Annotated in this window: 22 protein-coding genes; 7 read left to right on the top strand and 15 right to left on the bottom strand. The window is 43.0% G+C overall.

The window, feature by feature from the left end:
• Positions 1-3: 3 nt before the first annotated feature.
• Positions 4-1,056 carry a tRNA dihydrouridine synthase gene (locus ACS8FB_RS11605; protein ID WP_439263111.1) on the top strand — a complete coding sequence of 351 codons (1,053 nt, stop codon included), beginning with the start codon at positions 4-6 and terminating at the stop codon, positions 1,054-1,056.
• 60 nt (positions 1,057-1,116) lie between these two features.
• Here ACS8FB_RS11605 and ACS8FB_RS11600 read toward each other — a convergent pair whose 3' ends face one another.
• Entirely contained in the window at positions 1,117-1,542 is a 426-nt protein-coding gene (locus ACS8FB_RS11600; RefSeq protein WP_439263110.1) for an MAPEG family protein, read from the bottom strand.
• 14 nt (positions 1,543-1,556) lie between these two features.
• Positions 1,557-1,970, bottom strand: coding sequence for an OsmC family protein (locus ACS8FB_RS11595; protein ID WP_439263108.1), 414 nt, complete (start codon positions 1,968-1,970; stop codon positions 1,557-1,559).
• Positions 1,971-2,401: 431 nt separating this feature from the next.
• On the opposite strand from ACS8FB_RS11595, the gene ACS8FB_RS11590 reads away from it, so the two are divergent.
• Positions 2,402-2,923, top strand: a complete 522-nt coding sequence (locus tag ACS8FB_RS11590) for an RNA pyrophosphohydrolase (RefSeq protein ID WP_299221022.1) — start codon at positions 2,402-2,404, stop codon at positions 2,921-2,923.
• Between the two features lie 78 nt (positions 2,924-3,001).
• Here ACS8FB_RS11590 and ACS8FB_RS11585 read toward each other — a convergent pair whose 3' ends face one another.
• Positions 3,002-3,820 carry an NRDE family protein gene (locus ACS8FB_RS11585; RefSeq protein WP_439263106.1) on the bottom strand — a complete coding sequence of 273 codons (819 nt, stop codon included), beginning with the start codon at positions 3,818-3,820 and terminating at the stop codon, positions 3,002-3,004.
• A gap of 79 nt (positions 3,821-3,899) precedes the next feature.
• A complete protein-coding gene (locus tag ACS8FB_RS11580; protein WP_439263104.1) occupies positions 3,900-5,435 on the bottom strand; it encodes a DUF4139 domain-containing protein in 1,536 nt (511 codons plus the stop codon).
• Positions 5,436-5,867: 432 nt separating this feature from the next.
• On the opposite strand from ACS8FB_RS11580, the gene lgt reads away from it, so the two are divergent.
• The 3 genes from lgt (at position 5,868) to ACS8FB_RS11565 (ending at position 8,313) form a co-directional block, all read left to right on the top strand.
• Complete coding sequence (gene lgt, locus ACS8FB_RS11575; RefSeq protein ID WP_439263102.1) at positions 5,868-6,752, top strand: prolipoprotein diacylglyceryl transferase; 885 nt, start codon at positions 5,868-5,870, stop codon at positions 6,750-6,752.
• Positions 6,753-6,822: 70 nt separating this feature from the next.
• Complete coding sequence (locus ACS8FB_RS11570) at positions 6,823-7,683, top strand: thymidylate synthase (RefSeq protein ID WP_439263100.1); 861 nt, start codon at positions 6,823-6,825, stop codon at positions 7,681-7,683.
• 57 nt (positions 7,684-7,740) lie between these two features.
• Positions 7,741-8,313 carry a dihydrofolate reductase gene (locus tag ACS8FB_RS11565; protein ID WP_439263099.1) on the top strand — a complete coding sequence of 191 codons (573 nt, stop codon included), beginning with the start codon at positions 7,741-7,743 and terminating at the stop codon, positions 8,311-8,313.
• Between the two features lie 78 nt (positions 8,314-8,391).
• Here the strand turns inward: ACS8FB_RS11565 and uvrC are convergent, their stop codons facing one another.
• Positions 8,392-10,236: an excinuclease ABC subunit UvrC gene (gene uvrC / locus ACS8FB_RS11560; RefSeq protein ID WP_439263097.1), complete on the bottom strand. Its 1,845-nt coding sequence runs from the start codon at positions 10,234-10,236 to the stop codon at positions 8,392-8,394.
• A gap of 142 nt (positions 10,237-10,378) precedes the next feature.
• Entirely contained in the window at positions 10,379-11,905 is a 1,527-nt protein-coding gene (locus ACS8FB_RS11555) for a DUF3360 family protein (RefSeq protein ID WP_439263095.1), read from the bottom strand.
• Between the two features lie 446 nt (positions 11,906-12,351).
• On the opposite strand from ACS8FB_RS11555, the gene ACS8FB_RS11550 reads away from it, so the two are divergent.
• The gene (locus tag ACS8FB_RS11550; protein ID WP_439263093.1) at positions 12,352-12,909 is read left to right on the top strand and encodes a DUF4442 domain-containing protein; all 558 of its coding nucleotides are present in this window, start codon (positions 12,352-12,354) and stop codon (positions 12,907-12,909) included.
• Positions 12,910-13,101: 192 nt separating this feature from the next.
• Here ACS8FB_RS11550 and rplS read toward each other — a convergent pair whose 3' ends face one another.
• The 4 genes from rplS to rpsP all read right to left on the bottom strand — a co-directional run bounded on the left by rplS (position 13,102) and on the right by rpsP (position 15,497).
• Entirely contained in the window at positions 13,102-13,524 is a 423-nt protein-coding gene (gene rplS / locus ACS8FB_RS11545; RefSeq protein ID WP_299221044.1) for a 50S ribosomal protein L19, read from the bottom strand.
• Between the two features lie 136 nt (positions 13,525-13,660).
• Positions 13,661-14,455, bottom strand: a complete 795-nt coding sequence (trmD, locus tag ACS8FB_RS11540; protein ID WP_439263180.1) for a tRNA (guanosine(37)-N1)-methyltransferase TrmD — start codon at positions 14,453-14,455, stop codon at positions 13,661-13,663.
• Positions 14,456-14,530: 75 nt separating this feature from the next.
• Positions 14,531-15,064: a ribosome maturation factor RimM gene (gene rimM, locus ACS8FB_RS11535; protein ID WP_299221046.1), complete on the bottom strand. Its 534-nt coding sequence runs from the start codon at positions 15,062-15,064 to the stop codon at positions 14,531-14,533.
• Positions 15,065-15,224: 160 nt separating this feature from the next.
• Complete coding sequence (gene rpsP / locus ACS8FB_RS11530) at positions 15,225-15,497, bottom strand: 30S ribosomal protein S16 (protein ID WP_439263091.1); 273 nt, start codon at positions 15,495-15,497, stop codon at positions 15,225-15,227.
• A gap of 250 nt (positions 15,498-15,747) precedes the next feature.
• Here rpsP and ACS8FB_RS11525 point away from each other — a divergent pair, with 250 nt between their 5' ends.
• Positions 15,748-17,208, top strand: a complete 1,461-nt coding sequence (locus ACS8FB_RS11525; protein WP_439263089.1) for an ATP-binding protein — start codon at positions 15,748-15,750, stop codon at positions 17,206-17,208.
• A 64-nt stretch (positions 17,209-17,272) separates the two neighbouring features.
• Here the strand turns inward: ACS8FB_RS11525 and ACS8FB_RS11520 are convergent, their stop codons facing one another.
• The 5 genes from ACS8FB_RS11520 to atpD form a co-directional block, all read right to left on the bottom strand.
• The gene (locus ACS8FB_RS11520) at positions 17,273-17,452 is read right to left on the bottom strand and encodes a hypothetical protein (RefSeq protein ID WP_299221050.1); all 180 of its coding nucleotides are present in this window, start codon (positions 17,450-17,452) and stop codon (positions 17,273-17,275) included.
• A gap of 196 nt (positions 17,453-17,648) precedes the next feature.
• A complete protein-coding gene (locus tag ACS8FB_RS11515; protein WP_345832516.1) occupies positions 17,649-19,337 on the bottom strand; it encodes an ATP-binding protein in 1,689 nt (562 codons plus the stop codon).
• A 353-nt stretch (positions 19,338-19,690) separates the two neighbouring features.
• Positions 19,691-20,407, bottom strand: coding sequence for a response regulator (locus ACS8FB_RS11510; protein ID WP_075103509.1), 717 nt, complete (start codon positions 20,405-20,407; stop codon positions 19,691-19,693).
• Between the two features lie 546 nt (positions 20,408-20,953).
• Positions 20,954-21,370, bottom strand: a complete 417-nt coding sequence (locus tag ACS8FB_RS11505; RefSeq protein WP_021812807.1) for a F0F1 ATP synthase subunit epsilon — start codon at positions 21,368-21,370, stop codon at positions 20,954-20,956.
• Between the two features lie 93 nt (positions 21,371-21,463).
• Complete coding sequence (gene atpD, locus ACS8FB_RS11500) at positions 21,464-22,897, bottom strand: F0F1 ATP synthase subunit beta (protein WP_299221054.1); 1,434 nt, start codon at positions 22,895-22,897, stop codon at positions 21,464-21,466.
• Positions 22,898-22,945 lie beyond the last annotated feature (48 nt).

Here is a 22,945-nt window from a genome sequence, read left to right as displayed (position 1 = left end):
CCCATGAATAATGACAATCAGAAAACTAATTTGTTAGATCAACACAATCATATGCAGCAACTATTTGAACATCCCGTCCGTCTCCTTGCTCCCATGGAAGGCTTGAGTGATCCATTAATGCGCCAAATTTTGACTCAAATTGCGTCAGATTTAGGTCGTCCTTATGATTGGTCAGTCAGTGAGTTTATTCGAGTTACCCAGCACCTTTTGCCAGCCCATGTGTTTTATAAATATGTACCCGAGCTCCATAACGATGCCAAGACCGAATCTGGCACCCCTATTCATGTACAACTTCTAGGCAGTGAAGCGCAATTGATGGCTGAGTGCGCTGCCTTGGGTTGTGAGCTTGGTGCACCTGCTATAGATATCAACTTTGGTTGTCCTGCCAAGACGGTTAATAATCATCGGGGCGGCTCTGTGCTGTTGGATGAACCAGAAGTCATGTACGAGATCATCAGCGCCGTGCGCAAAGCCGTACCTGCTCATATTCCAGTATCTGCCAAGATTCGTTTGGGCTATACCGATACCAGTAGAATGGATGATATTCGTGGTGCTATCGCTGACAGTGGTGCAGATTGGTTGACTATTCATGCTCGTACCAAAACTCAAGGTTATAAGCCGCCTGCTTATTGGGAAAAGATAGAAGCATTTAATAAGCTTAAAATTCCAGTCATTGCTAATGGTGAAATATGGACTGCTGAGCAAGCGCAGTCTTGTATGCAGCAAGCCGGCACCTCACATCTCATGTTAGGACGCGGCGCAGTGACTCGTCCAGATTTGATTGCACGTGTAGACAGCGCTAATAGCAATAATGGCTGGGCAGAAGGTTCTATGACAGATTCTAAGGCATTGACTTGGCAAGCACTAATACCGCATCAAATTAAGTTTTTAGAAGGGCAGGCCAAAAATGACATCGTATTAGTTGGTCGTTATAAACAGTGGCTTGGCATGCTTACTAAAGGCTACAGCGAAGCGCAAATACTATGGGAAAGTATCAAACGAGAAAAAAACAAAGCGACTATTATTAATGCACTACAGGTAAGTGCACAGTCATAATAGTCGCCTTTACTTTTAATAATTATAAAGCTTCTTGAAGCTGCTTAAATTGCTACGAAACTAAGTGCTAATCCGAATCGCTAAATAAAACAGCATCAAACAGCATACGATTGACAATACCCAAAGTACTGAACGAAACATCGATAAGTTGGCAACATAGGCCACTCCATAACCAATACGAATCAGCACATATAGCCATGCCAATGTATTTATAATCGATTGCGGAACAAAGAACAACATCGCAACTAATACCGCTGCCAAAAATACTGGCAAGGTCTCATAGCTATTCTGTTGTGCTGCATTAGCACGTGCTGCTGCTCCTGTCGTACGTTGTAAGAAATCACGAGGATGCGCATTGTCAGCCAATCTAAAGCCAACAATGGCTTTTGCTGTCATTGCCATGGCTAATGGTAGCAGACTTGCAACCACCATCGCCCAAATTGCGGCGGCAGCGGTGTCAGGGATTAACCCAAATAATGCACTCATAGTTATCTCTACCCTTACCCTGCAATAACTTCAAAGTCATGAGTAACATTTACCCCGCCTTGTACCAACATCCGACTGGCTGAGCAGTATTTTTCTGCTGACAAGTGAATGGCCTTTTCAACTTGTTTATCTTTGATATCTTGACCAGTGACCACAAAGTGCATATGAATATCAGTATATACCGCTGGTACGGTCTCAGCGCGTTGTGCCGTCAATTCACAGCGCACGTCCGTCACATCTTGGCGAGACTTTTGCAGAATTGCAACAACGTCATAACTGGCGCAACCTCCTAGCCCCAATAGTATCAACTCCATTGGGCTGGCACCTTTTTCTTTATCGGCATCAATTTGGACGTTATGCCCCGATGGCGACACACCCATAAATGCTTTGTTTTCTTGCCAGGTAACGCTCGCTTTTGACTCTGCCATTGTTTGCTATCCTTTCATAAACTTTGGTTAAAACGCTTAGATATTTTTATATTTGAGAATACTAACAGTACAAGGTTAGTTTAGCATAGGATAAAACAAGGTTTTATAGACGATCTGTCATACAACTTAAGTCATTTTATTACTTTAACGATATCACTAAATCTTACTGTACTTTTCCTCTTAGCTCATGAAAGTGAGGGTTTTATAAACCCTATAAAACCCTTTGCTTAAGTGACTGATTTTTAACGTTTAAATTCACGAAACATTTTATAGCAAAATACTGTTACACATTTGGTCTATTTCTTGGTTTAATGATGGTAATAAAGCTTGTTTTACTAGTATGAGTATACCGTTCACCTAACAATAATTATGATTGCTATATTTTTATGCTATTGAGATAAGCTATTTTAAACAACTTTAAGGGTTTGTTCATGATAGATGCAGACGGCTTTCGCGCCAATGTCGGCATCATCTTGGCAAATACACAGGGGCAAGTACTGTGGGCGAAACGTATTGGTCACAACGCTTGGCAGTTCCCGCAAGGCGGTATCGACCGCGGGGAGACGCCGATGGATGCAATGTATCGGGAGCTCTGGGAAGAGGTCGGACTATATCCTCGTCACGTAGATTTATTGGCAGTAACGCAAGATTGGTTGCGTTACCGTTTGCCAAAGCGCTACGTGCGTCATGGGCAATATCCACTGTGTATTGGGCAAAAACAAAAATGGTTTTTGCTGCGCTTAGATGAGCCGAACGCGCAACACATCCGCTTTGATGCGGGTAAACCTGAATTTGATCACTGGCAGTGGGTCAGTTACTGGTATCCACTAGGACAAGTGATTCATTTTAAACGCGGGGTATACCGCCGTGCTTTGCAAGAGCTGGCACGCGAATTACCCCTTAGACAAGAGCTAATTATTCCTGAGCAAAATAATCATTTACTGATGGAATAATTGGACCATTTAATCCAAAACGCATTACAGATGCTCACATGAATATCTAGAACATTTAGATATTCATGTGAGCATTTTTTATTGCAGATTTGAATGATAATCAAATTCGCGACTAATAATATTCGCAGTAACTTTTGTATTCTTGGCATCATTACGTAGCGTCAAAATACTTTGCGTGCGAGTCCCATAAGTTGGTACATTTTTTTCTGTATCATCAAAAGCAACAGGCTTGATATAAACAGAAGACAGCATCTGCTCAATCTCTGCAGCCATACCAGTATTTGGTAGCTTATCTGCTGGCGCTGGAGTATTGTCTGACAACACACTGAGAGCAGCATCTCGCCAGTACTCAAACGAGTTATCTTCTGCAATTAGCGGCAGTACTTCTTGACGTAGCCGACCACGCAAGCGCTCAGTCTTAAACCAGCTATCTTCTGGCTGACCATTAGAAAGAACATGCAAGCCTGCATACAAGGGTGTTGGTGCATGGCCGCGATTATTAACAATGACGGCCTGCGCTGCATCACCAATAATGAGGTTAAAACCCGCGTAGTCTTGCAAGCTGATTTGCCGTGCAAAATCCATTGGACTTATATTGCTGGTCAAAAAATCTGTGACGAGTGCACCACGTGAGCGTTCATCCAAGCTTCCCTGCACACCATCGCGAAAATTCAGTACGGCGGCCCAGCGTCCGTTTTGCTCATAAAAACCGGTATGCTGCTCTTGATGAATACCCAGCCAAGTACCACCACTTTGGCTATCCCGTCCAGCATAGATAGGTTTATCAGACCACTGATGCAGCGGCTCAGTTGGACGCTGCAAAAACTCATCGCGATTAGACAGTAGTACTAATGGCAACTCATCAAATAGTTGCCAAGTGATGGCCACGATGCACATAAAGTTCCTTTATATTTTAAAAATTATAGTTGTTAAGAGCCTGTCATTTAGCGCGACTGTTATTTTATATTTTTAATAATTAATTAGTGTTTAGCTTCTTATCGGCAGGGTAGCTAATTTGATAAGTAGACTGTACCACTCGCGATTGCCTACTTGGCAAATCAAACTCCCAAGCGACCATGCCCTTATTGTCATTCCAATCCTGCTCAGTAACTGCTGGTGTATGGGTCGCTGTAACGTTGATATCCTCATCGCGGCTGATAGGCTCAGCGCTTAAAACTTGCAAATGCACGCTGCGATTGTGCTGATTGGTAAATTGATAGGCCTGTTTGGTCGTCAAGGTTTGCAAACGATTGAACACCCCTTTATCGCCTTGTTTGTCTTCATCGGTCAGCTGCTTTACTAACACGTTAGGATCAATCCCAAAACCAATGCCCTGCTCTTTTAGCGATTGATAGCTATAGCGCGACTGTCCGACATAGTTATCATCGCGATATAACTGTAATGAGCCATCGATCCAAGCTGGGGTCAAAAAAGGCGCTGATGCGTACCAATAGGCGGCTTGCTCGACACTTGGTGTACTGCGTAGCCACAGCTTACTGTTACCAGATTGCTCATCAATGACCGTCCGTACCCGTCTACCATCACTTGGGATGCTGACGCGCTGCGGCAAACGATACTCAGTAATACCATTTTTGTTTTGGCTACTAACAGTAAAACTTGGCAGCGGTGCCATGTTCGCAGCAGACTCGGCGCCGCCATAGTTATCGCTTGCAGAAACAACCACAGGGACAGCTTCCATAGCAACTGGCGCATACCTAGCGCGTTTAGCTTGCAGCGCTTCATATAAAGATAAACGCTGTACTTTTGGCAGCTGACTAGTAGTATTTTGATTGGGATTAACAGTGCTCAAAGTAACGGGTATATTTGACCAGTTCTCTCCCGTTTGTTGGGCGATGACGGCAGAAGCTGTGATGCTAAGCTCTTTACTCTCAGTATTCAGGCGTGCTTGATAGGTTGGCTCCCAACCTGCGCCGCGTACTTGATAATGCAGTTTCACTGAGCTTGGGGAACGGCTAGCCGTACGCACACTCACTTGCGTCACGCTATTACGTGTTGAGGTCGCACTACCTACCATCATCTGATTAAGGGCATCTTGCGCGCGAGCTTGGCGCTGCCGAATATCCAGGATTCTTTTATTAATGCTTGCCGCTTGCGTTTCTAAATCACGCGCATTGTTCGCCAATGTACCATCCGTACTTATTTGCGTGACTTTGGTCAAATTTTGCAAGTATGCTTTGGCTAAGCGTGCCGCTTCTAACTCTGCAGTAATATCAGCCAAATTATTCTGCTGCGTTTGTACTTTTGCATCACCTTGGTACTGACATTGCGCGGCTTGCTCACCGCTCAAGGTTTCAATACTGACTTCGCCGACATTTACAGTGCCAAGTGCCTGCACGCTGACACTATCTTGATCAATAGACGGCGATAAACATGAAAATATCAGCGTCTGCTCGCCGGTACCATTTATTGGTAATGCACGGGTCACACTTGCTAAGCCTTGATAAATGGTCACTTGTTCAACGCTACTCATGGCAGCTTGGACAGAAGACACACTTAAAGCTGCTAGGCTAACTAGACTTAGCGGTATCATGAACCGTTTTAATACCAACCTGCTCGGTTTCTTTGAATCATTGTGATCAGTAAAAACTGATGCTATTAAAAAGTAAGCGCGCATAATAATCCTCAAAAATAATATTAATCCGTTAATATCGCTGGTTAGCGCAAGCTTACGTGATCTGACGCTATATAAAATGACTTATTGATCTGCTTATTGTTGTTGTACAGTATTTTTATCCGGTATTCTTTATGGTACTTATTCTAAACCCAGCTTTATATCTTAGCGGTTTTCTGTCTTTCTTTCTAGATGTTGCCAGCGGCAGATAAGTTGTTACGATGAACCTAACCTGACAGTAATTTGGTATGCCTAAGTAGCTATTTTTGCTATTATGACCAGCATTCTATTATCAATAATTATGACACCCTTATGATGATTCATCCTCAGTATGATCCCGTGGCACTGTCCTTGGGTCCAGTAGAAGTGCATTGGTATGGTCTAATGTATTTATTGGCCTTTGCCGCCGCTTATGGTTTGGCTTGGTATCGCAGTACTAAGCGTGATAGCTGGTCAAGTGACATGGTCTCAGACTTAGTGTTTTTCGGTGCGCTCGGGGTTATTTTAGGTGGCCGTATCGGCTACGTCTTGTTCTATCAGTTCGGTGAATTACTACAAAACCCAGCCTATCTCTTTAAAGTCTGGGAAGGCGGAATGTCGTTTCATGGCGGCCTGATCGGTGTTGGGCTTGGTATGCTGTATTTTGCCCGTAAATATAAAAAGACGCCTTTTCAAGTGCTCGACTTCATTGTGCCTTGTGTGCCAACAGGGCTGTTATTTGGACGTATCGGCAACTACATTAATGGCGAGCTATGGGGACGCGTATCTGATGGCGGCTATAATTGGCTGACTTACTTTCCACAAGCCGCCGCCTTTGATATGCAGCAATTGCAAGCCAACCCTCAGTTGCAAGAGTTGATGATGGAAATAAATGGACAGTACTTACTGCCCCGTCACCCTTCACAGCTTTATCAAGCGCTTACTGAAGGTCTGCTATTATTTTTGTTATTGTGGTGGTATTCGTCCAAGCCGCGTCCACGTATGGCAGTCACTGGCGTCTTCATGCTGGGTTATGGGTTTAGCCGCTTCATCGTCGAGTTCTTCCGTCAGCCAGATGCCGATCAAGGCTTTATATTATTGGGCTGGGTCACTAAAGGGCAGATACTAAGCGCACCAATGATTCTTATCGGTATTTTCTTAATCATTTATGCTTACAAGCGCGATATTTATGATTGGGGTCGTCAATCTGCTTATTAAGACGTATGAAAGTTGAGAGACATTAAAATTGATATACATTAAAACCAAAGACTATGGAATCTAAAAAGTCATGATTACTACTAAGAACGAAGCGGCTTATCTTGATTTATTAAAACTAGTATTGGCTGATGGTACTGAAAAAGGTGATCGTACTGGTACTGGTACGTTAAGTCATTTTGGTGCGCAGCTGCGTTTTGATTTGGCGTCAGGATTTCCGTTGTTAACCACTAAAAAAGTTCACTTTAAATCGATCGTTTATGAGCTATTATGGTTTTTAAGCGGTAGTACCCACGTTGATTACTTGCAAGAGAATGGCGTACGTATTTGGAATGAATGGGCAACGAGCGAACAAACAGCGCGCTTTAATCGTTCTGCTGGCGATTTAGGGCCAGTTTATGGTCATCAATGGCGCAATTATAGCGCGACAAAGAACGAAGAAGGCGGCTACAATAAAGATGGCGTTGATCAAATTACCCAAGTCATAGAGCAAATAAAGACCAATCCCAATTCGCGACGCCTAATCGTCTCTGGTTGGAACCCAGGTGAAGCGGAGCAAGTAGCCCTGCCGCCTTGTCACACGCTGTTTCAGTTCTTTGTCGCCGATAATAAGCTGTCATGCCAGCTCTACCAGCGCTCAGCAGATTTGTTTTTAGGTGTACCTTTTAATATCGCCAGCTATGCATTGTTGACCCATATGGTCGCACAAGTTTGTGGGTTGGATGTTGGTGAGTTTATCTGGACAGGTGGCGATTGTCATATTTACCAAAATCACCGTGAGCAAGTCGAGCTGCAACTGACACGCGAGTGTTATGCACTACCGACATTAACGCTTAACCCTGATGTCGATGATATTTTCGCATTTAAATACGAAGATATTACTGTCAATGGCTATGAATCCCATCCTACTATCAAAGCAAAAGTTGCGGTATAGTTTATCCATACTAAAACTGGTTTTACTTTATTTTGATGAAAACAATAAGGACACGTTATGAGTTATGCCCATACTGAAGTTGCCCAAATCGTCGCTATCGGTAGCAATCGCTGTATCGGCAAAGATAATGAGCTGCCGTGGCATATCTCAGCAGATTTGCAGCATTTTAAGAAGATGACGACCAAAGCAAATGATGGTGCTGTTCAAGGTATCGTCATCATGGGTCGTAAGACTTTTGAGTCGATGAATAGCAAACCATTGCCGAAGCGTGTCAGCTTTATCATTACGACGCAACTAGATTACGCTGAGAAAAAAGGGCTGGTGGGTAAAGATAATGTTTACGTCGTGCATAATTTAGATGATGCTCTAACGCAAGCGGCGAGCCTTGCACATGGTGCCCATCTTGACACAATTTGGGTAATAGGCGGCGAGCGCGTGTTTAGTGATGCATTCATGTATACCGATCGTATTGAGCTGACTTATGTCGATATCGAAATTGCCGACTGTGACGCCTTCTATCCTAAGCTGCCAAGCGATTTTGAAATATCTGCAGAATCTGCTCAAGAGCATGATGAAAAAAGTGGGTTAGATTTTAGATTTGCGACTTATTTAAAAAAAGAAGCTAAATAATATTACTCTTCTCCTCAAAAAAATTATAAAAAGGCGGTCTTAGAAATGTCTAAGACCGCCTTTTCATAATTAATCAACTTACTCATGCAGCACTTTATAAACAGTTTTTGCTAATACCGGACCAATTCCTTGCACGCCTGCCAGCTCTTGTTGGGAAGCACCTAGCAACTGCTGCAGTCCGCCAAAATGATTCAGCAAGTCACGACGGCGCTTCTCCCCCAGCCCTGGTATAACCTCTAGTACTGACGATGAACGGCGCTTATCACGCTTCTTACGGTGCGCTGTGATGGCAAAACGGTGCGCCTCATCACGAATGTGCATCAATAAATGTAGCGCCTTGCTATCCATCGGCAAATCAAGCGGCTCATGATCGATAAAGTGCAATACTTCAAGTCCGGCCTTGCGCCCCTCACCTTTTGCCACACTGATGAGCAATGTATCATTAAGAATACCCAGCTCTGTTAATACTTCTTTAGCGATGCCCAGCTGTCCTTTACCGCCATCAATAAGCAATAAGTCAGGTAATGGCTGCTTTTTATAGCGCCGTGTCAACACTTGCTTCATTGCAGCATAGTCATCACCGCCTTGAATATCATGGATGGCATATTGACGGTAATCACGGCGGCGTGAGCCTCCTTGATCAAAGACCACGCAGCTGCCGATGGTCGCCTCACCCATGGTATGGGAAATATCAAAGCATTCGATTCGATCAATCGTTCGATCGGTGACATCAGACAATACGTCTTTGAGAGCGCCAAAGCGCGAATGCAGCTCTAGATAATCACCCAGCTTAGTTTTAAGCGCATTGTTGGTATTCAGTTTGGCTAAGTCCAGCCACTCTGAGCGATGTTCACGTACGTTGGTTTTGATAACGACTTTGCTATCAAAATGCGTTGCTAGTGCTTCGCTGATTGCTGTCTGATCAGGCAGTTTATGACTTAATATAATCTCGCTCGGCAAGTCATCGGTCACCTGAAAATAAAATGAGGTAATGAAGGCGGATAAATTATCAGCGAGCGACTCACTGCTATCGACATCAGGGAAGTAGTTTTTACCACCAAGTACGCGCCCGCCGCGTACCGTCAACACGTTAACACAAGTCATGCCTGCCTGACTGGCAATCGCAATCACATCAGCCTCACCCTGCACGGTATATACTGCTTGCCGCGCTTGCACTTCGCGTAGCATAGACAGCTGGTCACGATAAAAAACCGCCTTTTCAAAGTCTAATTCTTCAGCCGCACCTTCCATTTTTTCAATTAACGCACTATGAATGTCGCTTGAGTCACCCTTTAGGAACCGAATGGTGTTATTCACATCCTCTGCATATTCTTCTGGCGATACCAAACCGACACAGGGCGCACGGCAACGCTTAATCTGATACTCAAGGCATGGACGCTTACGCTGCTTAAAAAAGGTATTGGTACATTGTCGCATCTGAAACATTTTTTGCATCAAAACCAATGTCTCTTTTGCCGCGTGAGCAGATGGAAAAGGACCAAAGAAGCGCCCCTTTTGATGATTGCCTTTGCCGCGTCCATAAGCCAATCTCGGATAAGGTTTATCAGCTGAAATAAACACATATAGATAAGACTTATCATCACGCAATAATACGTTATAGGGGGGACGATATTCTTTAATCAGGTTTTGCTCAAGCAGCAGTGCCTCGGTTTCACTACGGGTAATGATGGTCTCGATATCGTGAATCCGTGCCACCAATGCTCGCGTCTTTGGATGGTCAATGGTCTTAGCGAAGTAGCTATTGACGCGACTTTTTAGCGACTTCGCTTTACCCACATATAAAATATCGCCGTTTTTTCCCAGCATTTTATAGACTCCTGGCAGATTTGGCAGGCGTTTGATAAGATGCTTAAGACGGGCTTTTTTATCATCTGCGGGACTTGTTTCTGAGACGTTAACCATAAATTTGCTGCTCTTAAGATACTGATATACAGCTAATTATGGGGCGATAGCCTGAGTTTTACAAGCTATCGCTTACTATAGGTTTATGCACAAAAAAACCAGCATGAAGCTGGCTTTTATTTTTTTGGGGTAGGCAAAATTTCTAATGACGGAAGTTCGGTAATAGTGCTGGAATACCTGGCAACATACCAACGACCGCCATAACACCTGTTAATATCACAAAGGTAATCACAGGTATAATCCAGCGACTCATTTTTGATAAACTCGCACTTCGCTCTTTAGAGCCTATTAGTCCAAGGTTATCAAGTACTAAGGTTATCGACCAACCAAAGGCTGGGTTTACCAGTGCTGATGCAAATACCACAATGGCAGCTGACTGCGTGGTTTTACCTTCGCGCGTCATCTCCATGCCAGCCTCAAGCAGTGGGATAAAGACACCGACGATCAGCGCCACACACATCACCGGCTCCCAAATAGCCAGATCCATTGGGTAGCCCCAGATACCAGCGATCAGACAAAACAGTCCAGTTAGTACCGCACCCGCTGGAATCGGACGCTTAGCGATCGCTGCTGGCACGATATAGGTACCCCATGATGAAGCAAAGTTTGCGCCGCCCAATACAGAGCCTGCCACCTGACGAATAGAAGCGCTGGTCATCGTATCATCGATATCCATCAAGACACGCTCAGTACGCTTTGGATAGCTGATTTTTTGAAAGACTTGATGACCCAAAAAGTCGGGCGACCACATGGCTACTGCCAACACCGCAAATGGTAGCACTACAACAAAGCTTTCAACCGTTGGTAAGCCTAGCATCCAACCAGTGTTTTCACCCCACCAATACATTGGATTCATATTTGGCAAGCCAGGTGCAGTTTCAAAAGCAAAGGGCGCACCCATCGCAAAAGCTACGCCACCACCTAACAAGCAGCTAAGCGGCACAGCGAGCCAACGCTTTTGGAAATTTTCTAATACGGCATACAGTATGATCGTTAGCAAAATCACCACAAAGGCAATATGTGCCATGCCAATCCCTTCTGCCCAAGCAAACAGATTTTTGACTTGTGAGATGGTACCAATAAAGCCTAAATACAGCAGCAAACCACCGCACACGCCTTTACTGGTCAGGTTCGCCAGCAGACTACCACCCTTACTAATAGCCAATAGTAGACCAAAGGCACCGATTAGCAGACCAAAGGCCATCGGGTGACCACCAGCTGCCACTACAATAGGAATAAGAGGAATAAGCGGGCCATGCGTACCCGCAAGGTTGGCAGTCGGTAGCAAAAAGCCTGAGAATAAGATCACAAAGAACGCGACGATTAATAGCTCATAACGGACGTTTTCTAACACAAAGGCATCACTGAGACCAAGCGGCCCTGCAAACGTAGCGGCAATAGCGCCCACCATTACTACTTTACCGATTGTCGCGGCCATTGCTGGAATGGTATCTTCATATTCAAAACGATAATCACGAAATGGCAAATTCATGCGCCAGCGCTTGGGCTGCATAATCTGTAGTTCATGATTTAAATAGGCGTCACGACTGTCAAAGCTTGAGCTTGGCTGATGCAAATCAGTATAGCTACCTTGCAATTCATCATCGTAGTGAGCTGAATTTGACTGCTGCGGATTGGTGCTTGAAACGGGGGTCTCGTTACTACTCATCACATCTCCTTATGCCAACTGAGGATTCGTTTTTTATCTATAACGACTTTTTGCCCAAAATTGTACAAAAAATAAGCTGCTCAACACAAATTGGCAGCCATTGTATGCTATCAAGACTAGGATTGCGAGTTTTGCCGTCACAACTCTTGACCTTTTCTTCGCATTTTGATGTATGACTAGCACCGCTCTTAAAGACCATTTAGTCCTAATAAACAGACATCTTCTACATTGATAACAGGGTAAACGTTTATTATAGTATTGATATTGTTGAATAATTAATATTCGTTACGCTTTAAAACTGGTAGCAGTTTTTATTTTTGACTATGATAGGTGTTTTTTGTTCAGTTTATAATTAGCTCAGGCCATCATTAATAAAAATGATGGTTATCAATATACGAGCATCTTTACGTACCGTAAAAGATAGAGAAATATAAAGGAATAATAATATGAGCTTCCTACCCAAGAATCTAGAAAATTTAAAACGTAAAACTAAAAAAAACGTCATGCCTCTTTTAACGCCACACTTACTTAAATTGCGTATTAATACCTACGCTCCTTATGTCGGCGCTGGTATCAAGGTCGAGCATGTTGATTTAGATCAAGGCTTGTGTGTGGTCAGTATGGGTCTTAATAGTCTGAATAAAAATATCGTCGGCACACAATTTGGTGGTAGCTTATACTCGATGGTTGATCCTTTTTATATGCTTATGCTCATGCATCAACTTGGCAGTACCTATGTAGTATGGGATAAAAGCTCGCATATTGAGTTCGTTGCCCCTGGTAATAGCAAAGTGACAACGCGCATGAAAATTCCTAGTACAGAAATTGCCACTATTCAGGAGCTGGCAAAAGACGGCGAACCTGTATTTCGTGAATATCAAACAGATATCGTGGATAGTCAGCAAAAAGTTATCGCTACGGTCACTAAGACCATTTATATCCGTTTGCGTAAGTACAGCAAGTCCAAGGAACAAAGCAATCGTATAGATAATGTTGACTCCTAGGTTTGAATTTAAGGCCATACATACAAAAACCCCAATCTGGCGTGTGCTCAGATTGGGGTTTTGTCTTTTTGGTATGGCCCGCTTATTTATAAATAAACCTATGAATAAGGGCTTGTATCTACTGTTGCTTTACTCCTAAGCGGCATATTAACAGCTAAGGCGCTTTGGCAAGCTTAAACGTAATGCTTAAACTTAGATACCAGGTGCAGTTTCAACTGCATCAGGTACACCAGCATCAGTCTTTTTCTGAGCAGCTGGACGACCACCAAGCTTTTCGCGAATACGAGCTGATTTACCAGAACGCTCACGTAAGTAGTACAGTTTCGCACGGCGAACAGCACCGCGACGTTTCACTTCAATGCTATCAATGATTGGTGAATGCAATTGAAATGCACGCTCAACACCAACGCCACTTGACATTTTACGGACAGTAAACGCTGAGTTCAGACCGCGGTTACGCTTAGCGATAACCACACCTTCAAAGGCCTGTAAACGCTCACGCTCACCTTCACGTACTTTTACTTGAACCACGATAGTATCACCTGGTGCAAAATTTGGGCGTTCAAGTAGTTGTTCGTTTTCGATGACCTGAACCAATGGATGCTTGTTGCTCATGAGAGTTATCTCCTCACATTAGATAATAGAGGCTTTACGCATATCACCTGTTTGTAATAATTAATCGTATCACGCATTTACGAGATACAACATAAATGGGGTCTAACAAACGGCCATTGTCGTATGACCTGTTTCATTATTGATCAAAATCTTCGTTGTTAACTGTGTTTAAACTATTTTGTTTTGCCAATGCTTTTAGCCAAGCAACTTGCTGCGTATTTGGGGTAAATGCTTGCCACAAATCTGGACGTCGTACTTTGGTACGCTCGACCTGTTGACTAAAACGCCATTTAGCAATATTGGCGTGATGTCCAGAGAGCAATACTTTAGGCACTTCCATACCAGCAAACACATGCGGTTTAGTATAATGTGGACAATCAAGCAAACCATCGACGAACGAATCTTGCTCAGCTGACTTGTCATCACCCATTATATTGGGTAGACGACGTATCACACTATCCATGAGTACCATTGCTGGTAGCTCGCCGCCAGTCAGTACATAATCACCAAGTGACACTTCCATATCAACATACTGTGATAATAAACGCTCATCAATCCCTTCATAACGACCGCATAATAGAATCATGCCATCATAATCAGTCATGCTGACCACGTTGTTCTCACTTAGCACTTGTCCTTGCGGTGACATGTAAATCACTGGACAATGTGCTTTGTCAATACGGCAACCATACTGGCTGGCACGCAGGCGCGCATCTTCAATTGCTTTTGATAATGGCTCAGCCATCATCACCATACCAGGACCCCCACCGTAGGGACGTTCATCAATACGGCGATAATTATCCGTAGTATAGTCGCGTGGATTGATGCACTCAATTGTGACTTGCTCCTGAGTCACTGCTCGTCCCGTGATACCAAACTCACGAATCGTGGCAAACATCTCAGGAAAAATACTAATCACAGCAAAATACATCAGACCTCTGTTTAAGTAATGCTCGCTAAATGACACCTGCATGAACATATCATTGCTTCAATCGTAAAGATCGAATCAATAATCGCTCGGCCACGCCACATGAACTGCTTTATTGGCCATATCGACTTCAATTACAGTTTGAGCATGCCACGGTATCAAGCGCTCTTCGTTATCTAGACTGTCTGAATGTGCTGCTACCCGCATAATGTCATGCGCGCCAGTTTCAAACATCTCAGTAATATCACCAAGATACTCATCCTGCTCATTCAAAACTCTAAGTCCAACCAGTTCAGACCAGTAAAACTCGTCCTCTTCAGGTTCAGGCAATGAGTCTTTTGCAACCCAGATAGCAACACCATTCATAGTTTCAGCAATATTACGATCAGGAACTTGCTCAAATTGAGCCACAAGCCCTGTACCCTGCTGACGCCACTTACTTACTGTCAATGGTTTAACACCAGTGGCAGTTTTTATCCACCACGGCTGCATACCAAAGATATCCGAACGATCATCTGTATCGCTAAACACCCATAACCAGCCTTTGATACCATAAGGTTTCTTAAGCTGACCAATTTTCATAAGTGTACTAGCGTCTGGTACAGATGACATAACGTCTAACCTAACAATAAATAAAACAGAGATTGCTAATAAAAAAGCAATTAAATAATAAAAACAATTAACCGCGTATACTGATCAAATCAGCTACGCTATCTATTTTAAACATACTAAATAGTCTAAAAACTGACTATAAGTACTTAACGCTAAGCATTTAAGCAGTTGCTTCAGTGCTTGTTGTCGCTGATTTGTTGTAAGCTTTTGCTAATGAAGCAACGCGATCTGAAGGCTGTGCACCTTTTGCGATCCACGCATTATACGCTTCCATGTTTAAGCGTACTGCTTCTTCAGAATCTTTGGCAAGTGGGTTAAAAAAGCCAATGTTTTCAATGTAGCGACCGTCACGCGCGCGGCGTTGATCAGCAACAACTACTTGATAAAATGGGCGTTTCTTGGCACCGCCCCGTGCTAAACGAATAACAACCATGTGAATTCTCTCTTTCGCAGGTATACCAAAAGGGCATAATTATATCACAGTCTTGATTTGTTGAAAACATAAACTGTGTTTATTTAATGACTATTATAACAATGGTTTAAAAGCAATCAAGGGCCACAAATATCGCAACCTATTTACTGATCAAAGTCTAATATTCAACGATAACTTTTAGCCAGCTCATAGCGCCTACTGCAGTATTGCACTATACTTTATTGCAATACTGTAAGAGCGTTAGATCCCTATGTTTATTCCAACTCCTCGTCGCACTGCTTGGCTGCCACGTTCGTACTCTAGTACTTGGCTTACAACCTTAATGGTAGCCTTTATTGTTATAATCAGCGTCGGTTTGTCTATTTGGTTTTTTTGGCGCAGTTTGTATTTGCCAGAGCTTAAAAACCATGCGCGTTATTTAACCAGCGAGCTGCGTTTGATGAATAGTGCGAGAATAGACTGGCAGGACAATCCAAAGATGCAACAATGGCTGTATCGCAACTCACACGTGGTAGTCGTTGATAATCCTAGTGACTTTCCACAAGTTGAAAACAAAGTTTTTGTAGGAGTATTCACTGACGTTTTACAACGTGAAATTGGAGCACAATTAGGACGACCAGTTGAAGTATATTTTAAATTTAAGCCCACACCTCAGCTATGGGTACAAGACAGCCGCGACCAAAGCTTTTGGATTCGTGAGCCCGTTGTCTATTATTCACAATATAGCCCAACATTATTGGCGTTATTCTTGTTAGGTTTGCCAATTTTGACTTTGTTAACGATCATCTTACTAGCACGTCAGCTAAACCGCCCGCTTCGTTACTTACAACGTGCTGCAACCAATTACATTCGTCTCGGTCATGCGACTACTTTGCCAACGCGTACAGGACCTACTGAGATACGCCAGGTCAATACGGCGTTCAATCGTCTATTTACAACGCTTAGTCAAGCGCAAAAAGAACGCACGATCATGCTGGCTGGTATCTCACATGATCTACGCACACCGCTAACACGCATGCGTTTAACCGCTGAGATGTTGCCTGATGACTTTTTCCGTGAGGGATTGATTTATGATATTGAAGACATGGATGCAATTTTAGAGCAGTTTATCTCTTTTATGAAAGATGGATCTGATGAGCCTGTACGCCTTACCAATTTAGACACGATATTTAATGAGATTATTGTACAGTTTGCGCCTATGCCGTTTATTTACCAATCAGAGCTTCAAAAAGCTGTACCAATACGTCCCTTGTCCATAAAGCGCTTAGTTATAAACCTTGTGAACAATGCAAATCGTTACGGTAAGCCGCCGATTTATTTGTCTGCCAGTATCGTACCGACCTTTATTGAAACGGTTGTTACAGAAGATACTGATATTGTGACCGAAAGCGAGGTAAATCAAGAAGCTCAAGAGCAATTGATGATATGTGTACGTGACTGCGGTGAAGGAGTCGCAGAGGATCAGTTAGAGCGAATCATGCAACCATTTGAGCGTGGCGAGACAGCACGTACCACGCAAGGAAGTGGACTTGGCTTGGCTATCGTCAATCGTATCGCAGGTCTGCATCATGGTACTGTAGAAGCTATCAATCATCCTGAGGGCGGACTACAGGTTTGTGTACGCCTACCTCTGATATCTAAGGTTACCGATGAAACGGTCATTGAGGACAACTTGACTACACCAGATAATGCAATCGATGGCGGGGGCTAAAAAAAGAACAAATATGAGACAATTCATCGAAAAACCATCATAAAGAGATGGTTTGAAAGGCGGGCTATTCTTTAGTCCCAATCAACGGTGGTACATGTTTGGCACTATTCGTAAACGTTATTGGCTGCGTAAGCTCCGCTTGTGCAACCTGTAAACTTGCAGTCGGAGTAGGTTGCTGTATAAACAAGTAGTAGCCAAGCATTAAAGCATTTAGTAATACTAAACCGCCAAATAAATAAGGCATCTTATCTCTCCTATACAGCCTCAAACTCAAAAGAACGGTAAACCTAATATTACCGTGGATAAAACTATAATTCATCAAAATGTGACCTACTACTCTTATAGTAGGTCACATAGTCGATTCTATCAACAATTCTAAATAATTCTAGTTGATAAAGTCTTATCATACGAATCAATTAGTGGTTAATTATATCTTTGGTTTACTCCCCACTAATGTCACGATCACTTTTTTCTTGGGTCAACTCGTCAGCAGCAAGCACTTGTGTTAACGGTTTAATGGGCCAAGTCATGACAAATCTGGCCCCGCCAAGACTGTTACTTTCATCTACCTTCATACTGCCATTAAACCAAAACGCGATACGCGAGACAATAGATAGCCCAAGCCCATACCCTCCTGAAGCTCTGGTACGACTATCATCTAAACGAGAAAATGGAATAAACACCTTTTCACGATCTTCCTCCGGTATACCGTGTCCATCATCTTCAACACTCACAAAAGCATTACCTTTTTTGACACCAGCACTGATAACTATGGTTGTTTCTGCATAGCGCAGTGCATTACCAGCAAGGTTTTGAATAACGCGGTGAAGATAGCGACGATCTGCTATTGCAGTGACTTTTGCATTTGGAAGTTGTCCAACGACCTTGATAGATTTTCCTAATGCATTGGTCTCGCGTACCACCTGCTCAACCAGCTCTCGAAGGTTTACTGGCTCTAAGTCTAGCTTAGGAGAGCCTTCCTCAAGCTTTGCATAGGTCAAAATCTCATCAATTAATCCATTTAGTGCTTCGATATCTTCGTCGATATAATCACGCTGCATAAAGCGCGAGTCCTCGTCATCGGTATCGGCCAGCATATCGACCGCAAAGCGAATACGCGCAACAGGCGTACGCAGCTCATGCGAGACCGCGCGCGTCAGCTCGCGCTGTGATTCAATCAGACGTTTAATATGCTCTGTCATTGCATTAAATGTGGCAGATAAACGCGCGATCTCATCTTGTCCAATGACTTGTACTTGAATATCCAAATTGCCTTGACTAACTTCGTTAACCCCTACTTGAATCAGCTGTAATTTACGCTCAAGTGGAAAAATTAGCGCGTAAACACCTAAGCTAATTAAGAACATACTTATCAGTACCATACTGATAATTAAATTTAATGGAAACCAGTTAAATAAGGAAACAGGACCCATTACAACAGCCATATCATTGATTTCAGAAGGCACAATTATTCTGATGGCAGAGTTGCCGCGGCTGGTGCTACTATCTTGAAACAATATAACGACTTCATCGCGACGTAGGCGCGCCATCTGGTCAGTGTCTAAGCCTAAAGCATTTACGCCCTTAAGCTCTAGCGGAAAAGAGAATTTCTCTTCTAACTCTTGTAGACGCGTACGCTTAGCAGACAACGTCGTATAGTAAGACAAATCATCTAACAAAAATACGGCCATTGCTCGTACTTGTTGCTCTGTGACTTGTGATATTCTAACAGTTAATACGCTTTTGGCATCTGACAGACGATGATACACATCAGCATAAGTAGGCTGACTGTTATAGCGCACGACAGTATTCCCATTATCAAAACGACGCAGCTCACTTGAGCTAAAGTCGATGTCGGTAACAGGTACAATACGAAAGGTTGAACCAAACAAACTACTGGCATCTGATAACCAATAGTCGCGCTGGGTGTCACTTATCTGCCGGCCCACACCTTCACTAACTAAATAAAAGGCTCCTGTAGCCATATCTTCACGATAGGTTTGTACACGTTCCTTATTAATAGTATCCATTAATAATTGGGCAAATAAGGCCACGCATAGACAGACTATTAATAGACCGGCATAAATTCGAACAAAAATACTGTGTTTTAAAGAAGAAACTAATGACATACGTGCCGTGACCAAACTGTTGAGTAATAATCGCTAGTATCGCTTTGACCAAAACCTCTCCATCGCAAACGATATCAAGCACTGTTAGATAAAGATGAAAGATTGAAGACCGTATTTTATCATTATATATAAACAACCTAACCATAATACAATGACCGACTTAAAACCATATCTATATAATGTGTATTGAGCTGGCGTCCATAATTACTGCTCAATAATTACCGCTCAATTAAACCACATAACACCTGTCTTAAGTTCAAAAACTTAAACTTTAGCCACAAAAAAACCAGCAAGGAGCTGGTTTCTTGTGAAGAAAATGATAATTACTGACTATGACTGTCATTAAGACAAGATCAATTGCCCTCTTTAACGAATAAATAACCTTTACTACGTACTGTTTTAATACGTTTAGGGTTTTCTGGATCATCACCAATCTTAGGACGAATACGTGAGATACGCACATCAATAGAACGATCTTGACCATCATATTCAATGCCGCGTAGGCGCTCAAAAATGTCTTCGCGCGATAAGATACGACCAGCATTAGAAGCAAGTAGCCATAGTAGGTCATATTCAGCGCTGGTAAAGTCGACTAACTCGTCGCTCAATGTCACAGATCGACCGCCATTGTCGATGACCAGCTCACCAAATTCTAGGCGTTGTGGCACATCTTCTGATGGCGCATTTTCAGAACGACGTAGTAACGCACGAATACGTGCCAACAATACACGTGGTTGAGCAGGCTTGGCGACATAATCGTCAGCGCCCATCTCAAGACCCAATACTTGATCCATATCTTCTGTACGCGCCGTCAGCATCAAAATTGGATTTTGATAATGGGGACGCACTTCACGACAAACAGTCAAACCATCACTACCAGGAAGCATAACATCAAGTACTACTAAATCTGGTTGTTCATTAACGATGCGGCGAATGGCGCGATTGCCATCAGTCTCGATCGCTACTTCTAAGCCATTCTTAACCAGATAATCTTGAGTTAACATAGCTAAACGTTCATCATCTTCAACAATCAAAATTCGGAGTGTGTTGTCTTCTTCAGTCGTTGTCATTGGTGTGTCCTATAATGTATAAAAATTAATAGCAGGTAATTAGTAGCACAATAAAATGGAACAATTGATGTTCTTATGAATGATGCAATTGTGGTAACACAGTATACTATCAAATAGTCAGCTTCCTATACTATAGCTTATTGTCGTTAACAAAACCTATAAAGAACATATCCTATAAGTTTAGTTAACGTCCAGTACTTTTAACTATTTAGTTATTTTCTCAATGAAGAGTAGCATTAATCGACTAGCAGTGAAACATGATAAAAAAAGCGTTTTCATTGTAGGCTAACACCATTCTTTACAATATCACCAAAAGAGCTTATTTTTATCGTCGATACCGCTATTATTAACCTAACAGAGAATATGAAATACCTACTTATGCCAACCAAATATACTGATTGGGTAGAAATATTTTATTAAATCCTTAATTATATTTACCAACACTCTGCACACCATAAAAAAAAACAGCCCATTATGGACTGTTTTTTTACTATTTTATTGTCAAATACTGAATAAAAACTACCATTCAATACTGTAGACAACAAATTAAGCGCGGTTTTTGTATTTACGAATCGTTTGCAGCTGGGCTACTGATTCTGCTAATGAAGCCAAGGCCGCATTAGTTTGTACGGTATCAGATTGGTTGACCAGCATTTGTTCCGCTTTTTTACGTGCTTCAACGATTTTACTTTCGTCAAGGTTATGTGCACGCATGGCAGTATCTGCTAATACAGTGACCATCTTTGGCTGTACTTCTAACACGCCGCCTGATACGTAAATCACTTCTTCTTCACCATTTGGTGTTTGCACTCGCATCGCACCTGGTTTTAGCAAAGTAATAAGCGGTGTGTGACCTGGCAATACACCAATCTCGCCTTCGGTACCCGTAGCTATTAACATGCTGATTTCGCCCGAATACAACTCTTCACGAGCACTTACGACGCGACATTGTAACGTTGCCATATTTAACTCCTTACGATCAAAACTGCGATGCGTTATCTACTTGCGAGTAGACTGGCGTCAGCCTACTCGCAGTTTAGCAAATGCTAATACAACTTACGCTGCAGTAGATTTCATTTTTTCCGCTTTGGCGACTACTTCATCAATACCGCCAGCCATGTAAAACGCTTGCTCTGGTAAATCATCGTATTCGCCAGCGATAATTGCTTTAAAGCTAGCAATAGTATCGCGCAGTGGTACATATTTACCAGGTGCACCAGTGAATACTTCTGCTACGTGGAATGGCTGTGATAAGAAACGCTGTATCTTACGAGCGCGATAAACAACCAATTTATCTTCTTCTGACAGCTCATCCATACCTAGAATAGCGATGATGTCTTTTAGCTCTTTATAGCGCTGTAGAACTTCCTGAACACCGCGAGCAACATTGTAATGCTCTTCGCCGATTACTTGTGGATCTAGCTGACGTGACGTTGAATCTAGTGGATCAACCGCAGGATAGATACCTTGTGACGCGATATCACGGCTTAGTACAACAGTCGCATCCAAGTGAGCAAACGTTGTTGCTGGTGATGGATCCGTCAAGTCATCCGCAGGTACATAGACGGCTTGAACTGAAGTAATAGAGCCTGACTGAGTTGAGGTAATACGCTCTTGCAGCATACCCATCTCTTCAGCAAGTGTTGGTTGATAACCAACCGCTGATGGCATACGACCTAGTAGTGCTGATACTTCAGTACCGGCTAGTGTATAGCGGTAGATGTTATCAACAAATAGCAATACGTCACGACCTTTACCAGTGGCAGGATCTTTGGTATCACGGAAGTACTCAGCCATAGTCAAACCAGACAATGCAACACGTAGACGGTTACCTGGTGGCTCATTCATCTGACCATATACCATCGCAACTTTAGATTTACTAAAGTCTTCAGTATTTACAACGCCCGCTTCTTGCATTTCGTGATAGAAATCATTACCTTCACGCGTACGCTCACCAACACCAGCAAATACTGATAGGCCTTCATGCTTAAGGGCGATGTTATTGATCAGCTCCATCATGTTGACGGTTTTACCAACCCCAGCACCACCAAATAGACCAACTTTACCACCTTTAGCAAACGGGCAAAGCAAATCGATGACCTTGATACCAGTCTCTAGCAGCTCAGTGCTGTTTGACTGATCCGCATAGCTTGGTGCATCACGGTGGATCGACCATTTTTCGTCAGCGACAACTGGACCTTCTTCATCAATAGGACGACCAAGGACATCCATAATACGACCGAGCGTACCTGTACCAACTGGCACAGAAATAGCCGCGCCAGTATTGGTCACCGGTAGGTTACGCTTTAGGCCTTCAGTTGAACCCATTGCAATAGTACGTACGATACCATCACCTAGCTGTTGCTGTACTTCTAGGGTGGTTTCGGTACCGTCTACTTGCAAGGCATCAAAAATTTGAGGAACTTCGTTACGGTCAAACTCAACGTCAAGAACCGCGCCAATAATCTGTACAATACGACCGCTACTCATTGCGTTCTCCTTGAACTTCTGTATATAGTAGGTTTTATAAAGGGTTTC

Source organism: Psychrobacter sp. 1U1 (genome assembly GCF_051847535.1).
Classification (GTDB): Bacteria; Pseudomonadota; Gammaproteobacteria; order Pseudomonadales; family Moraxellaceae; genus Psychrobacter; species Psychrobacter saeujeotis.
This window is presented reverse-complemented; position numbering and strand designations above follow the sequence as displayed.

Bases quoted from the DNA above. Each gene is read 5' to 3' on its own strand.
- ACS8FB_RS11520 (WP_299221050.1), bottom strand. From the start codon at position 17,452: ATGCCTTATTTATTTGGCGGTTTAGTATTACTAAATGCTTTAATGCTT.
- ACS8FB_RS11565 (WP_439263099.1), top strand. From the start codon at position 7,741: ATGAGTTATGCCCATACTGAAGTTGCCCAAATCGTCGCTATCGGTAGC.
- uvrC (WP_439263097.1), bottom strand. From the start codon at position 10,236: ATGGTTAACGTCTCAGAAACAAGTCCCGCAGATGATAAAAAAGCCCGT.
- ACS8FB_RS11550 (WP_439263093.1), top strand. From the start codon at position 12,352: ATGAGCTTCCTACCCAAGAATCTAGAAAATTTAAAACGTAAAACTAAA.
- ACS8FB_RS11595 (WP_439263108.1), bottom strand. From the start codon at position 1,970: ATGGCAGAGTCAAAAGCGAGCGTTACCTGGCAAGAAAACAAAGCATTT.
- rpsP (WP_439263091.1), bottom strand. From the start codon at position 15,497: ATGGTTGTTATTCGTTTAGCACGGGGCGGTGCCAAGAAACGCCCATTT.
- atpD (WP_299221054.1), bottom strand. From the start codon at position 22,897: ATGAGTAGCGGTCGTATTGTACAGATTATTGGCGCGGTTCTTGACGTT.
- rimM (WP_299221046.1), bottom strand. From the start codon at position 15,064: ATGTCATCTGTACCAGACGCTAGTACACTTATGAAAATTGGTCAGCTT.
- ACS8FB_RS11510 (WP_075103509.1), bottom strand. From the start codon at position 20,407: ATGACAACGACTGAAGAAGACAACACACTCCGAATTTTGATTGTTGAA.
- trmD (WP_439263180.1), bottom strand. From the start codon at position 14,455: ATGTATTTTGCTGTGATTAGTATTTTTCCTGAGATGTTTGCCACGATT.
- ACS8FB_RS11515 (WP_345832516.1), bottom strand. From the start codon at position 19,337: ATGTCATTAGTTTCTTCTTTAAAACACAGTATTTTTGTTCGAATTTAT.
- rplS (WP_299221044.1), bottom strand. From the start codon at position 13,524: ATGAGCAACAAGCATCCATTGGTTCAGGTCATCGAAAACGAACAACTA.
- ACS8FB_RS11525 (WP_439263089.1), top strand. From the start codon at position 15,748: ATGTTTATTCCAACTCCTCGTCGCACTGCTTGGCTGCCACGTTCGTAC.
- ACS8FB_RS11590 (WP_299221022.1), top strand. From the start codon at position 2,402: ATGATAGATGCAGACGGCTTTCGCGCCAATGTCGGCATCATCTTGGCA.
- ACS8FB_RS11605 (WP_439263111.1), top strand. From the start codon at position 4: ATGAATAATGACAATCAGAAAACTAATTTGTTAGATCAACACAATCAT.
- ACS8FB_RS11570 (WP_439263100.1), top strand. From the start codon at position 6,823: ATGATTACTACTAAGAACGAAGCGGCTTATCTTGATTTATTAAAACTA.
- ACS8FB_RS11505 (WP_021812807.1), bottom strand. From the start codon at position 21,370: ATGGCAACGTTACAATGTCGCGTCGTAAGTGCTCGTGAAGAGTTGTAT.
- ACS8FB_RS11585 (WP_439263106.1), bottom strand. From the start codon at position 3,820: ATGTGCATCGTGGCCATCACTTGGCAACTATTTGATGAGTTGCCATTA.
- ACS8FB_RS11600 (WP_439263110.1), bottom strand. From the start codon at position 1,542: ATGAGTGCATTATTTGGGTTAATCCCTGACACCGCTGCCGCCGCAATT.
- lgt (WP_439263102.1), top strand. From the start codon at position 5,868: ATGATGATTCATCCTCAGTATGATCCCGTGGCACTGTCCTTGGGTCCA.
- ACS8FB_RS11555 (WP_439263095.1), bottom strand. From the start codon at position 11,905: ATGAGTAGTAACGAGACCCCCGTTTCAAGCACCAATCCGCAGCAGTCA.